At 68.9% G+C, this 13,529-nt stretch carries 13 protein-coding genes; 1 reads left to right on the top strand and 12 read right to left on the bottom strand.

Annotated elements, in window-relative coordinates:
* Positions 1–107: 107 nt before the first annotated feature.
* The gene (locus DJ019_RS11615) at positions 108–1,634 is read left to right on the top strand and encodes a flavin-containing monooxygenase (protein ID WP_240606450.1); all 1,527 of its coding nucleotides are present in this window, start codon (positions 108–110) and stop codon (positions 1,632–1,634) included.
* On the opposite strand, the gene DJ019_RS11620 is transcribed toward DJ019_RS11615, so the two are convergent.
* The 12 genes from DJ019_RS11620 to DJ019_RS11670 all read right to left on the bottom strand — a co-directional run bounded on the left by DJ019_RS11620 (position 1,598) and on the right by DJ019_RS11670 (position 13,440).
* Positions 1,598–2,344 (bottom strand): WbqC family protein, encoded by a 747-nt coding sequence (locus DJ019_RS11620; RefSeq protein WP_111276196.1) that lies wholly within the window; start codon positions 2,342–2,344, stop codon positions 1,598–1,600. The genes DJ019_RS11615 and DJ019_RS11620 overlap by 37 nt on opposite strands.
* Entirely contained in the window at positions 2,341–3,588 is a 1,248-nt protein-coding gene (locus tag DJ019_RS11625) for an NAD(P)-binding protein (protein WP_240606451.1), read from the bottom strand. The genes DJ019_RS11620 and DJ019_RS11625 overlap by 4 nt, the downstream gene beginning before the upstream one ends.
* The gene (locus DJ019_RS11630) at positions 3,585–4,229 is read right to left on the bottom strand and encodes a class I SAM-dependent methyltransferase (RefSeq protein ID WP_111276197.1); all 645 of its coding nucleotides are present in this window, start codon (positions 4,227–4,229) and stop codon (positions 3,585–3,587) included. The genes DJ019_RS11625 and DJ019_RS11630 overlap by 4 nt, the downstream gene beginning before the upstream one ends.
* Before the next feature lie 40 nt (positions 4,230–4,269).
* Positions 4,270–5,292: a UDP-2,4-diacetamido-2,4,6-trideoxy-beta-L-altropyranose hydrolase gene (gene pseG / locus DJ019_RS11635; RefSeq protein ID WP_111276198.1), complete on the bottom strand. Its 1,023-nt coding sequence runs from the start codon at positions 5,290–5,292 to the stop codon at positions 4,270–4,272.
* A gap of 156 nt (positions 5,293–5,448) precedes the next feature.
* Positions 5,449–7,974, bottom strand: coding sequence for a beta strand repeat-containing protein (locus DJ019_RS11640; protein WP_205854144.1), 2,526 nt, complete (start codon positions 7,972–7,974; stop codon positions 5,449–5,451).
* 132 nt (positions 7,975–8,106) lie between these two features.
* Positions 8,107–9,078, bottom strand: a complete 972-nt coding sequence (locus DJ019_RS11645; RefSeq protein ID WP_111276200.1) for a mitochondrial fission ELM1 family protein — start codon at positions 9,076–9,078, stop codon at positions 8,107–8,109.
* A gap of 10 nt (positions 9,079–9,088) precedes the next feature.
* Complete coding sequence (gene greA, locus DJ019_RS11650) at positions 9,089–9,562, bottom strand: transcription elongation factor GreA (protein ID WP_111276201.1); 474 nt, start codon at positions 9,560–9,562, stop codon at positions 9,089–9,091.
* 181 nt (positions 9,563–9,743) lie between these two features.
* Entirely contained in the window at positions 9,744–10,244 is a 501-nt protein-coding gene (locus DJ019_RS11655; protein ID WP_111276202.1) for a P-loop nucleotide/nucleoside kinase family protein, read from the bottom strand.
* 55 nt (positions 10,245–10,299) lie between these two features.
* Positions 10,300–11,085, bottom strand: a complete 786-nt coding sequence (locus DJ019_RS11660; RefSeq protein ID WP_111276203.1) for an SDR family NAD(P)-dependent oxidoreductase — start codon at positions 11,083–11,085, stop codon at positions 10,300–10,302.
* A 220-nt stretch (positions 11,086–11,305) separates the two neighbouring features.
* On the bottom strand, positions 11,306–11,479 hold the full coding sequence (locus DJ019_RS20960) for a hypothetical protein (RefSeq protein WP_165843987.1): 174 nt from the start codon (positions 11,477–11,479) through the stop codon (positions 11,306–11,308).
* Positions 11,480–11,702: 223 nt separating this feature from the next.
* Positions 11,703–12,689, bottom strand: a complete 987-nt coding sequence (locus DJ019_RS11665) for a hypothetical protein (protein WP_111276204.1) — start codon at positions 12,687–12,689, stop codon at positions 11,703–11,705.
* A 70-nt stretch (positions 12,690–12,759) separates the two neighbouring features.
* Positions 12,760–13,440 (bottom strand): VIT1/CCC1 transporter family protein, encoded by a 681-nt coding sequence (locus DJ019_RS11670; protein ID WP_240606452.1) that lies wholly within the window; start codon positions 13,438–13,440, stop codon positions 12,760–12,762.
* Between the last annotated feature and the right edge of the window lie 89 nt (positions 13,441–13,529).

The following is a 13,529-nucleotide window of genomic DNA, read 5'->3' on the forward strand; positions in this document are numbered from 1 at the left end:
GCGGCGCGATTTATATTATCGTTGATAACCTATCTTGATCTCGATCAAGGTGGCGGCGCGCGCGGTCTCGACACTGCGCGCCCAACGACATGAACCGGGAGGTGGATGTGACGACTGCGACGAACGTGGCGCCAAGGGCGTCCGCGACGACTGAACATTTCGACGTGCTGATCGTCGGCGCCGGCATTTCCGGCATCGGGGGCGCCTACCATCTGGCGCAGCAATGCCCGGGCAAGAGCTTCGTCGTCCTGGAGACGCTGGAGAGCTTCGGCGGCACCTGGCTGACGCACAAGTATCCCGGCATCCGGTCCGACAGCGACCTCTACACCTTCGGCTATCGGTTCAAGCCGTGGGTCGGCCCGCCGATCGCGACGGCGGACGAGATCCTCAAGTACATGGGCGAGGTGATCGAGGAGAACGACCTCGACCAGCACATCCGCTATCGCCACCGCATCACGACCGCGACCTGGTCGAGCCGCGACAATCTCTGGACCATCGAGGCCGAGCGGCTCGACACGGGAGAATCCGTGGCCTTCACCGCGAACTTCCTGTGGATGTGCCAGGGCTACTATCGCCAGTCCGAAGGCTACACGCCCGAGTGGGCGGGCATGAAGGACTTCAAGGGCCGGATCGTCCATCCGCAGACCTGGCCGCAGGACCTGTCGCTGAAGGACAAGAAGGTCGTCATCATCGGGTCCGGCGCCACCGCGGCGACTCTCCTGCCGAACATTGCGGACGACTGTGGGCACGTCACCCTGCTGCAGCGCTCGCCGACCTATTTCATCCCGGGCCGCAACGCCAACGAACTGGCCGACATCCTGCGCGAGCTCAAGATCGACGAGACGTGGATTCACGAGATCGTCCGCCGCAAGCTGCTGCACGATCAGGACCAGTTCACCCGCCGCGCGTTCGAAGAGTCGGAGACGGTGAAACAGGAACTGCTCGCCGGCGTCTCGGCCTTCGTCGGCCCGGAAGTGACCGCCAAGCACTTCACGCCGAGCTATCGCCCCTGGCGCCAGCGGATCGCCTTCGTCCCCGACGGCGACATCTTCCAGGCGGTCAATCAGGGCAAGGCGTCGGTCGTCACCGACGAGATCGAGCGGTTCGTCGAAGGCGGCATCCAGCTCAAGTCGGGTGAGCTGCTCGAGGCCGACGTGGTCATCACCGCCACGGGCTTCAACCTGAACGTCCTGGGCGACATCAACTTCGTCGTCGACGGCAAGCCGCTGAACTTCGCCGACACGGTCACCTACCGGGGCATGATGTTCACCGGCGTGCCCAACATGGTCTGGGTGTTCGGCTACTTCCGCGCCAGCTGGACCCTGCGGGCGGACCTGATCGCCGACTTCGTCTGCCGGCTGCTGAACCATATGGACGCGAAGGGCGTGAAGAAGGTCTCGGTCGCGCTGCGGCCGGAAGACAAGGACATGCCGCTCTCCACCTGGATCGATCCGGAGAACTTCAACCCCGGCTATCTGATGCGCGGCATGCACCTCCTGCCCAGGCGTGGCGACAAGCCCGAGTGGCAGCACAGCCAGGACTACTGGCGTGAGAAGGACGAACTCCCGCTCATCGACCTCGACGACGCGGCCTTCGTCTACGCGGGCGGCCCGGCGGCGTCCAAGGCGGCCTGAGCCATCATTCGCTCGATGAGGTCGTGGGTCCCGGCAAAGCCGAGATTCATGACCGCATCGAGGAAGGCCATGTACGGGGTGAACGGCGTCCGCCCCTGAGGGTAGGGGATCTCCACGAACCCCTGGAAGCGGACCGGAACGGCGGCGGCGGCGAACACGCCATCGTCTTCCATGTAGTCCTGCGAGCCCATCGGCGAGAGGTATTCGTCGGCCGCGACGGCGCGGCAGATCGCCAGCAGGTGGTCCGACCGCTGACCCGAGGTGGCCAGCGCGCTGGCCCGCACGAACTGGGTCTGTAAGCCGAGACGTTCGGCGGCCGCCTCGATCAAACCGCAGTTGAGATCGGCCAGCCGCGTGGCGGGGGCGCCAAGCTGCGCCTCGAGAAAATCCATGCCCTCCTGAAAGTACGGCCGCTTCGCATAGGCGTGGCGGGCCGAGGCCAGGTGCTTCTCGCGCCAGGGCTCGGCGTCGGAGATGACGATGTCGCTGATCGGCGCGTCTCGCTCGGCCTTCGCGACCGGCACGGTCAGCATCACCTCGCCGGCGGCGCCGAGGATGCGGTTGCGCTGCTGCCAGGATCGGCGCGCGAACTGGACGTCGTCCAGGAAGACGAAGACGTCGCTGGCGGCGATCAGGTGGAAATAGCCGAGATAGGGCAGGTAGGTCGGCTGCATGATCGCCGCGATCCGGCGCGGGCCGGGGGCGCTCATGCGGCGGCGACCTGCTCCGTCGCCAGGCCCAGCGCGGCGGCGAGGCGTGCGTTAACCAGGGCGAATTTCTCGGCCTTGGCGTAGGGCTCCCAGGCCGCCGGGACGAAGGCGGAACCGAACCTGTCAGCCAGCGCCGCGCGGAGCTGGGTGAGCCGCTGCATGGCGTCGATCGAATGGTAGATCCAGCGCGGCTTGATCGAGGTGGCGAGCATCTGGCCCAGCTGCAGCTCACCTTCGAACCCGGCAAGCAATCGCGAGATCTCCGCCCTGAGATCGGCGTCGCCGGCCTCAGCCACGCACTCGGCCGTGATCAGCGTCTGGCCGGCGCTCTCGTAGACGTAGATCCGGAAACAGGCGCCCTCGGCGGTGAAGTTCTGGACGTAGAACGGGCAGGCGCCGCTCCACCGCGCGGCGAAGGTGTAGGTGGCGAAGCTCTTGGGCAGCAGCTTGGGCGTCGGCACGCCCATGGCCTTGAACAGCGGGGTCGGATTGCCCGCCCAGACAAGGACCTCGTCATCCGACATGGCCGCCAGGGCCTGGCGCGGCGGTACGAGGCTTTCAGGGTGGATCGACACGCCGAGCGCCGCGAGGCGCTGTTCGCAGTTGCGCAGCATGGCGGGAAAGCCGCCCTCGGGGAGGCTGCAGACGAGATTGGCCGTGCGGCCCCACTGCCGGCGCGGGATGGCCAGGAGTTCGTTGGTCAGCGGGTCGTTGTGCTTCGCCTCGGCGAGGGCCGCGAAATCGACGCCTAGGGGCACGACGCGGTTGATCGCCATGGGGATCGCCGCGTCGCCGTGGGCTTCTTCGAGATCGAAGCCCAGGTGCCAGCGCGCATAGCGCATCAGGGGCCAGGCGATCTCGGAAGGGTAGGCGGCGATGCGATCGGCCAGGCTGTCGCCTGCCGGCGGCGTCACCTGGAAGCTGTCGGCCGGCAGCGCGGGGCCACCGAAGTCCTCTGTGTAGACGAGACCGTCTTCCCCAGGGCTGACCGATCCGAAGCGGTTCTCGAACTCCACGAAGCGCTGGCCTTGGGTCTCCAGAAGGCGGCGCAGCGGATCGTCGGCGCCGCCGAAGTAGATGCAGCCCTCCCGGATCTCCAGGCCGTTCCGTTCGTCCGAGAGCGAGATGCCGCCAAGTCGGTCGAAGCGTTCGTGGATCGAGATCCGCCGCGCGCCCAGGCGATGGGCTTCGAACGCCGCGAGGATGCCCGTCAGGCCGCCGCCGATGATCTTCACGCTCTTCATGGGACAGATCCCCACACGACGAGGTCGCTGTTGCCGGGCACCCGACGACCCGACTGGATGTTGTCGAACCGGCACGCCAGTTCCGTCCGATCGGTCAGCGCGAGGGTCTCGACGAGCAGCTCCACCAGGCCGGCCGGCGTGTAGAAGCGGTTGAACAGGCCATCTTCGCCGGTTTCGGGGGTGGCCAGACGGAAGCCGTCGGCCTCCTCCTCCACGCCCCGGCCATAGCGATAGTCGTCGACGAGCCGGGTCCGCACGAAGAGCTCCGCGCCCGGCGCCATGGCCGTCTTCAGGCCCGTCAGAACTGCTCGCGCCTGCGCGAGAGTGAGATAGCAGAGCAGGTTCGGGATGATCACCGCGTCGAACCGGCCGTCCAGCGGCGGCAGTCCGGCGGACAGGTCGGCCTGCACCCATGCCGGCGCATCGCCCAGATTGAAGCGGGCGTCGGCGAGAGCTCCAGCGTCCAGGTCTACGCCGGTGCAATCCCAGCCATAGGTGAGATAGAGGGAGAGGTTGTTGCCGACGCCGCAGCCCAGCTCCAGCACGCGACCCTTGCGAGTGTGCAGGCCACGCTTGAAGAAGTGCCGGACGACGAACTCGTCGGGATACTTCAGGCCGCGAATCTCAGGTAGCGCGCGCATGATCCATCTCTGGACCGGGGAAGCGAACACTCCGTTAAGGCTATTTGGTTTTCCGCGTCCCGATCAGGTTCAGGAAGGCTTCGCCGGTGCGGCCGGCGCCCAGGCCGTCGCACAGGGCGGCGCTGGACGTGGCGAGGTTTCGGCGCAGGGCCGGGTCGCGCAGCAGGCGCATGAAGGCCCGGTCGAACGCGGCCTCGAAGTCGGGATCGGCGACATCCAGCACCAGGGCGGCGCCACGCTCGGCCACCGCCTGGGCGGCGGCCCGCTGGTTGTCGGCCAGCACGATCAGCAGCGACGGCAGGCCCAGGGTGCAGCGCTCCCAGGTCGACGATCCGGGCGCGCCGATCCCGATATCGGCCTCGGCGGTCAGTCGGGCCATGTGCGGCGTGTCGACGTGGAGCAGCAGGCGCTGATCGCGCCGGGCCACCTTGGCCAACCCGGCCATGGAGGGCGCCGCGCCGCCCAGCACGATGTCGAGCCCGACGTCGGTCACCCGCGGGCGCACCCGCTCGACGATCCGCGCGGTGATCCCGCCGACGTCGGTCAGTCCCATGGCGATCAGGATGCGCTGAACCGGCTCCCCGCGCCAGGCGAGCGCGGGCTCGCGAAGCGCCGCGAATTCCGGGCGGACGGGCGCGAAGGTCGGGCCGAGCAGCAGCCTGGCGTGGGCGCGGATCAGGCCGTTGTAGTCCTCGGCCCGCCGGCCGGGACCCGCGTCGAGTACGATGTCCGCCCCGAGCGGGCGGTTGGCGAGGTCGTCGATGACCAGGACCGGCCGGCCCTGGGCCATCGCGCGGTGGTCGGGCTCCGAAAGGCCATAGTGATCGAAAACGATCGCATCGAAGGATTCCCGCACGGCGGCGGCCGCCAGGTCCTCGGCCGCGATGCGGGCCGCGTCGGGCGCGAAGGCGTCCAGGAGTTCGCTGACGGCCGGCGGGCCGACGAAGGTGAAGCTGGCCCCCTGCGCCTCCAGCGCCCGGGCGAGGGTGAGCGAGCGCATGACGTGACCGCCGCCCACGCTGGGGCCGGCGTCGACGACGAACAGGATTCGCGGGCCGGTCATGGCTGTCCATCGCCCTCGAACGGGGCGGCATCACGGCAGGCCGGGCGCACCGCGTCACGGGAAAGCGCGCTCATGCCGGTGCATTTGCGCTGATGCGGCCCAAAAGCAAAGGGCCGCCCCAAAGGGCGGCCCCGCTCCTGACGGTTGAGACGCCGCCTAGATGATGTTCGCCGAGCTGATGTCCGTGTTGGCCGTGCCCGACAGGTAGACGGCGCCATCGGCCGTCCCGTCTCCATTGAAGTCGATGAAGACGTAGACGTCAGCGCCGACCTCGACCGAGTGGTAGAGGATCGTGCCGTTCATGGCTGCATTGGCGGCCGTGAGGGCGTCGGTGAAGTTCGCAGCCGAGCTTTCCGAGTAGTTCGTGCCGCTGCCGGCCGCGAGACCGAACTCGAACACGTCGGTGCTCTCGAAGTCGGTGATCTCGTCGGCGGTGGCCGCGGTGATCCCCGTTTCGCCGCTGCCGATATTGAACTGATCGGCTCCCGTACCGCCGGCGATCTCATCGACCCCGGCGCCAGCCGTGATCGTATCGGCCACCGTGCCGCCGGTGATGGTGTCGGCCCCTCCGCCGGAATTCACCGAATTCGATCCGTTGCCCGTGACGATCGTGTCGTCGTTCGCTCCGCTGGTGATGGTGTCGGCTCCGGCGCCGGCCGTGATGTTGTTGGCGCCGTCGCCCGCGGAGATCAGGTTGGCGCCGTCGCCGGCGCTGATCGTATCGGCGCCCGAGCCGGTCGTGATCGTATCGTTGCCGGCAGCCGCGGTGATGTTGTCGGCGCCGCCGCCGCCGATCACCGAGTTGTTGCCGCCACCCGCATTGATCGTGTCGTTGCCGGTCGACGTGGTGATGGTGTCCGCGCCCGAGCCGGCGGTGATGTCGTCGTTGCCGCCGCCGCCCGTGATGGAGTTGGCGCCGCCGGCGTCAGTGATGTCGTCGTCGCCCGTGCCGCCTGCCACGGTGTCGTTGCCGGTCCCGGCCGCGATCGTGTCGTCGCCCGTCCCGCCGTCGATGATGCTGTCGTCGTCGCTGGTGCTGCCGTTGATGTCGTCGTTCCCGGCGTCGCCGATGACCGAGCCGCGGCCGACGAAGGTGATGTCGTCGTCGCCGGCCCCGCCGTTGATGATGTCGAGACCGTCCTCCGCGGCGATCGTGTCGTTACCCGCGGCGCCCGTCAGGGTGTCGTTGTCGGTCCCGCCACGGATCGAGTCCTCGCCCGTGCCGCCGGTGATGCTGTTGTTGCCTTCGCCGCCGTCGGCCGAGTTGTTCGTGCCGTCACCGAGGTTGATGACGTCGGCGCCCGTTCCGGTCGTGACCGTGTCGTTGCCCAGGCCGGCGTTGACCGTGTCGTTGCCAGCCGTGCTCGTGTACTCGTCGTTGCCGTCCCCAAGGTCAACGCTGTCGGCGCCCGTGCCGCCGGTCACGTCGTCATTGCCGCCGCCGGTGGAATAGCTGCCCGTCCCAGCTCCGCTAGCGGTGATCGTATCGTTCCCGCTGCCCGTGGTGACCGAGCCGCCCGACAGGGTGATGTTGTTGGCTCCTGCGCCAGCGGTGATCGTGTCGGAGCCCGTGCCCGAATTGATCGTGTCGTCGCTGTCGCCGGTCGTGATCACGTCACCACCGGACCCGGAGGTGATCGAGTTGGCGCCCGATCCGCCCGCGATGGTGTTGTCGCCATTGCCTGCCGCGATCGTGTCGTCACCGTCGCTGCCGCTGATGCTGTCCGAGCCATCGGTCGTGGTGATGTTGTCGTTGCCGGAACCGGCCGAGACGGTGTTGTCGCCATTGCCGGCGTCGACCGTGTCGTGTCCGTCGCCGGAGTCGACGATGTCGTTGCCGCCGTCGGCGTCGATGTTGTCGTCGCCGGCGCCGCCGACGATCGAGTTCACGCCCGCCAGGGCGCGGATGACGTCATTGCCGCCCCCGCCGATGATGGTGTCGTTGGCCGCGCCGCCCTCGATGGTGTCGGCGCCTTCGCCGCCGTCCAGGCTGTCGGAGCCGCCGCCGCCCTGGATGGAGTCCACGCCGTCCTGGCCGCCGAGCGTGTCCGCCGAGCTGCCCGCCACCAGCGTGTCGTCGCCGAGGTTGCCGAGCAGGAAGTCGCCGCCGCCGGAGGACGCGTCGATGCTGTCGTTGCCCTGGCCGCCCAGCAGGAGGTCGGCAGTGGCCCCGCCGGTGATCGAGTCATCCCCGAGGTTGCCCTGGCCGAACTGCAGGATGCCCGGAGCGCCCGTGCCGGCACCCACGGTAATCTGGTCGTTGTCCTTGCCGCCGTAGATGACGTCGTCGCCGGCGCCGCCGACCAGGGAGTCGTTGCCCTGGTTGCCTTGCAGCACATCGTTGCCCGCGTCGCCGTTGAGCGTGTCGTCTCCGGCTCCACCGTAGAGGCCGTCGTTACCGGCGCCGCCCGTGAAGGAATCATCGACCGTGCGGCCGACGAAGAGCTTGGAGCCATCGGCGAACAGGAAGTCGGACTCGTTGCGAAGGCCGGAGTCAGAGAAGGTGATGCTCCGGAACGGCGCCTGCAGGATCACATAGTCCGGCGTGTTGATCGTGAACGGGACGAAAACAACCGCGACCTGGGAGGCGGAGACCGTCTGCGTCGTGAAGATGAGCTGGTCAGCTGGCGTATAAGCGAGCGCCTGAGCATCCGTGATGGTTTCGAAGAAGTACGTCGCCACTGTGCGGCCCCCGCGGTTCGAATCAGATTGCGTCCCTTGCCGGGAGGCTATCCACAAATCCTTAGCTAAAGTTACCGAGCCAGGCGAGCCGGGCAAGAATCCATTGCCGGAGGTTGAGTCCGGGAAAGGTCGTCACGCCGATCCGTCGTATCGGCGCAACAGTTCGCGGGCCAAGCGGTCCGTCTCGGCGAGCGGCTCATACGCATCGACGGGTGTCAGGGCGCCGGCGAACGGGCGGGCGATCCCCCGCCGCTCGAGTTCGGCATGAAAGCGGGCGAGCTTGGCGCTGTGTCCGGGCATGGGAAGGATGAACAGCGGTTTTCCCGTGGCGGCGGCGTCCGTGGCCAGGTTCGTAGAGTCCTCGGTGACCAGGATCGCATCGGCCGCCGCCAGGAAGGCGAAGTAGGGGTTCTCGCCCGTTCCATCCCAGACCACGCCCGGCAGGCTCGACAGTTCGCCTGACATCGCCGCGCGCGCGGGCGCCGGCGTACGGCGCGTGAAGCTCAGCATGAGCGAGCCGCCAGACTCATCGATCATCCGGGCGATGTCGCCGGCCAGCCGCCGGGCATGATCGGCGGGCAGGCGGTGAGCCTTCGAGCGCCCTCCGACGACCACGGCGACTCGCGGATGAGGCAGCGGCGCCAGGCGCTCCTGAAACCGGGCGAACTCGAGGGCCAGGGCCTCGGGAGTGATCCGGTTCGGCGCGCCGAGTATTGGGAACACGTTCGGTCCCGTCAGGCCGTCGTGCTGCGGAGGCGCAACCAGGTCGAACCTGGCCAGCGGAGCCTTCGGGTCCTGGGTCTGGACGACGAAGGTTCGCCCGTCCGCCCAGTCCAGCATTCGTGTCGAGAGCGGCAGGGTGGCTCGCCCGGCCGCGATCCAGATGTCGGGCCAGGGCGGCGCGATGGCGTCGCCCGTGCGGGCCGCGGGGGGGATCATCCGCCAGGGCAGACGGCCAAGCCCGCCCCGCCAGCCGATCCGCTTGCGGGTGATCAGGGCAGGGCGAAGGCGCGCGACCGCCTCGGCGAGGCCAAGGGCCTGGGCTTCAATGCCGGCCCGGCCGTCGGAGACGGCCCAGATCCGCAAGGGGCGGCCGGCCGTCACGGCGTCGGCCTCAGACCCACTCCACCTTGGTGATCTCGTAGGCCTTCACGCCGCCGGGGGTGTTCACCTCGACGACGTCGCCGGTCTCCTTGCCGATGATCGCCCGGGCGATCGGCGAGGTGACCGAGACGCGGCCGCGCTTCACGTCGGCCTCATGCTCGCCGACGATCTGGTAGCGGGCCTCCTCCTCGGTGTCCTCGTCCACCACCGAGACGGTGGCGCCGAACTTCACCTGGCTTCCCGACAGCTTGGAGACGTCGATCACCTGGGCGCGCGCCATCTTGTCCTCGATCTCGGCGATCTGGCCTTCGATCCAGCCCTGGCGCTCCTTGGCGGCGTGGTACTCGGCGTTCTCGGAGAGGTCGCCGTGCGAACGCGCTTCTGCGATGGCGGCGATCACCGCCGGCCGCTCCACCGTCTTCAAACGCTTCAGTTCTTCGTCGAGGGCCTTGTAGCCCTCCACGGTCATCGGAACTTTTTCCATCGTGACTCGAGGTTCGCCGTGGTGATCCCCAACCCGGCCGCTGGCGCACGCGACCCGGGGGCAGAAATGCTAGGATTGTGCGCCGCAAAAATCAAGGGCGCAGGTCCCCGCTCTGCGGCGGTCTGGGAATCCGGGCGGCGTCGGCGAGCCGAAACCTCTGCCGATCCCTTGGGGGGGAGCGCTACTCGCTCTCGCTGACGATGGCGCCCGCGAGTTCCTCGGGGCTGGGGTGTTCGAACACCCCCTCGGCGAAGTCGAACATGGCGGGCGAGACCTCGATGGCGAAGTTGTCGCCCTTGACCACATTGCGCTCGGCGACCCGCGCCCGGCGAACCTCCACGTCGGCGGTCACGAAGTGGAACTGAAGCGGCAGGTCGGCGGCGGCCGCGATCTCCCGCACGCGGGCCCGATCGGCCCGACGGAGCAGGCCGATATCGAGGATCACCGGCGTTCCCGTGGCCAGGACGCCGGCCGCCGTCGACCAGATCTGCGCCTCGCAGCGCTGCACCCGCTCGATCATCCAGTCGTATTCGATGGGATCCGGCATGTCGGGCGCAAACAGCTTCGCCATCCACTCGTCGAGGATGAAGGCGACCGCCTTCTCGCGGCGGGCGAAGGCGTGAGCGTAGGTCGTCTTGCCGGCGCCCGAGGGGCCGAAGATCACGTGCAGGGTGGCGGACATGAGGGCCGTCTAGAGGATGGACGGCCCCCCGTCGACAGTCGACGTTCGAACCGGCTCAGCGAACGCTCAGCCCGCCGTCGATCACCAGTTCGGCGCCGGTCACGTAGCGGCTCTCGTCGGAAGCCAGCCACAGGATGCCGTTGGCGATGTCCTCGGGCACGCCCTTCACGCCCAGGGGGACGGCCAACTCGGACATGGCGTCCAGATCCGGCGGGGCGTTCACGCCCGGCTGGCCGCCGAGGACGGTGGTCCAGATGGGAGTCTCGATGATCCCCGGGTGCACCGAGTTTACGCGGATGCCGTCCTTGGCCCCAGCGCATTCCATGGCCACGGACTTCGTGAAGAGCCGGACGCCGCCCTTGGTGGCGCAGTAGCCGGCGAGGTTTGGCGCGCCCTTCAGGCCGGCTACCGACGAGATGTTGATGATGCTGCCGCCGCGGCCGCCCTCGCGGATCAGCGGGATGGAATGCTTCACGCCCAGGAAGACGCCGTCGAGGTTGACTGCATTCTGCTTCTTCCAGTCGGCCAGCGTCATCTCGAGCACCGATCCGCCGAGGCCGATGCCCGCGTTGTTGACCAGGATGTCGAGCCGGCCGTGGCGCGCCTTCACCTGCGCGACCACTTCGATCCAGGCGTCTTCGCTGGTCACGTCGTGATGGATGAATTCAGCCTTGCCGCCGGCCTTCTGAATTCCGGCCGCGACCTCTGCGCCAAGGTGGTCCTGCACATCGGTGACCACCACCGTCGCGCCTTCCGACGCCAGCTTCTCGGCCGCGCTGCGTCCGATCCCGCTCGCGCCGCCGGTGACCAGCGCCACCTTCCCGCTCACACGGCCCGCCATCTTCGCCTCCTCCCTTATCGTTGATAAGTTGGAGTGGTAGCGCGGCTGACCTCGCGGCGCCAATGCACTTCCATCACCGCGGCCGACTTGGCGCGGCGCCGGGCCGCCGCCGCGGCCAGAAAAACCCCTCCGCCGGCCGGGCGGCGCCGGGCCGGCGGTCTCAGGGGCCTAGGAGCGCGCCGGCGTCCAGTCTCGATCCGGCGCGCGGGCGATCAGCGACCTATTGCATCCACTTCGGCGTCGTGTCGCCGGCCGTCAGGATGCCGAAGATCAGGCCGACCCCCAGCAGGACGATGGCGGCGACCATGATGACGCCCACCATGCCCTCGAACTTCTCGGCCAGGTGCTTCGGCTTGTGGTGACGTACTTCGCCGGTATGCGGCTCGGTATGCATGACTCTTCCTCGCAATCCGTTGTGGAGTTCTGTCGCTCCACGCCAGTCTGCGGCAGACGCCGAGGGCGTCCCCCGGAAGTTCGGCGCTTCAGCGAGGGCCGAAGCGGAGACGGGCCACCGGGGTGCGCCCTTGCCGCCTGTCTCAGTCAGGCGATGCAGAGAGTCTGCGCCCACGAAGAACGATGGTCAATGGACAAGCGGTGGTGTGGCGACGCCCCAGCGCCTACCACCGCTGGCCGCGCGTGGCGGCTGCGGCGTAGATGTCGGGCGGGCCGGGCCAGTCGTTCATCGCGCCCACCACCGGGCGGCCGTCGCACTCGCCAGTGACGAAGCTGCCCTGCCAATTCCGGTCGTAGATCGGGATCTCGTAGCGGATGAGGGCGCGTAGCCGGCCGGGCAGCACGCGCCCGTCCTTCAGACGCCACGCCGCGCGGCGTTCGCTGCCTGGCGGGTCGAGGGTCATGTCGGCCAGGGGAGCCTCGACGCCATCGAACCGCCAGCCGCCGGTGGCGCCTGGCGGGATGAGGAGGGTGGTCGCGGCGGCGGTCGGACCGGCCAGCCAGGCGTAGCAGAACGGTGTCTCGAAGCGCGGCGCGGTCTGGCGCTGCTCGTGGAACTTGGCGGGGCCTTCGTGAACGAACCGGCGGCCGGCGATCTCGACCTGGGCGCGGAAGGCGCCGTAGACCTCGTCGCGCCCCTCCAGCACCTGGGTATCCAGGGCGTCGACCGGGTAGAACCGACCCATGAAGCGTCCGTGGACGGCGCCGGGCCCATGGGGCGCGTTCCGGCTGCGGTGGAAGCGCAGGTCCGCGTGAAGCTGGACGTCGGAAAGGTCGCGCCCCCGACCCGTACGCGCGAGTCCAGCCTTCAGCGGCGCCGCGCCATAGGCGGCCGCGGGGGTGTCGGCCAGGCGCTCGCCCGTGCACGGCAGGTCATGGCGGGTGAAGGCGTAGAGCTGGCCATCGACCAGGATGTGACACCAGAGCCAGGTCAGCCCCTCGACCGGGAACCTGCAGAACCGCAGGGTCATGGCGCTGGAGCCGTCGGCGGCCACCGACATCACCATCGCCGACTCCGAATAGGCCTTGCCGCCACGCACCCGGACGTCCGGGGGCGATGAGGCGAGGGCCTGGCCGGCGGCCAGGGCCGGGCCCGCCGCCAGCAGGGTGCGGCGCGCGATCTTCCGCCCGTGGTCGAAAGCTCTGGTCATCGGTGAAAGGCTAGCACCCTCCGCCGGTCCGCAAATCCGCCCGGCGCATAGCTCCAGGGCATGAGCGTAGTCAGGCGGCGACGCCGAACAGGGCGCCGACCCCGGCAGTGGCGGCCAGCGCGAGCGCGCCCCAGAAGGTGACCCGCGCCACCGGCTTCCAGAGTCCCGCTCCGCCAGCGCGGCCGCCGATCGCGCCGAGGACCGCCAGGAACAGGATCGCGGCGACCGACACGACCATGACGATGCGCCCCTCTGGCGCCAGCATCGCCGCCGCCAGGGGGAGGGCAGCCCCCACCGCGAAGGTAAGCGCCGATGTGATCGCCGCCTGAATGGGGCGGGCCGCCGTGATCTCGGAGATGCCGAGTTCGTCGCGGGCGTGGGCGCCCAGGGCGTCCTTGGCCATGAGCTGATCGGCGACCTTGAACGCCAGCTCCCGTTCCAGGCCCCGGGCCACGTAGATGTTCGCCAGCTCTTCGCGCTCGAAGGCCGGTTGGCTGGCGAGTTCGCCGCGCTCCCGCGCCAGGTCCGCGTTCTCCGTGTCGGCCTGGGAGCTCACCGAGACATACTCGCCGGCGGCCATCGAGAAGGCGCCGGCCACGAGGCCCGCGACGCCGGCGATCAGCACCTCCGAACGTCCCTGCGAGGCCGCGGCGACACCCACCACGAGACTGGCCGTCGAGACGATGCCGTCATTCGCGCCCAGCACGGCGGCGCGCAGCCAGCCGATCCGCGCGATGGCGTGTCGTTCCATGTGCCGCGGCGCCATGTGCGTGACTCTCATGATTGCCCGTCGAAGCGGACGAGCACTTCACCCCATAGGCGCGGCCGACGCCAGCCGCC

Origin of the sequence: Phenylobacterium kunshanense (assembly GCF_003254525.1) — a bacterium.
Taxonomy (GTDB): domain Bacteria; phylum Pseudomonadota; class Alphaproteobacteria; order Caulobacterales; family Caulobacteraceae; genus Phenylobacterium; species Phenylobacterium kunshanense.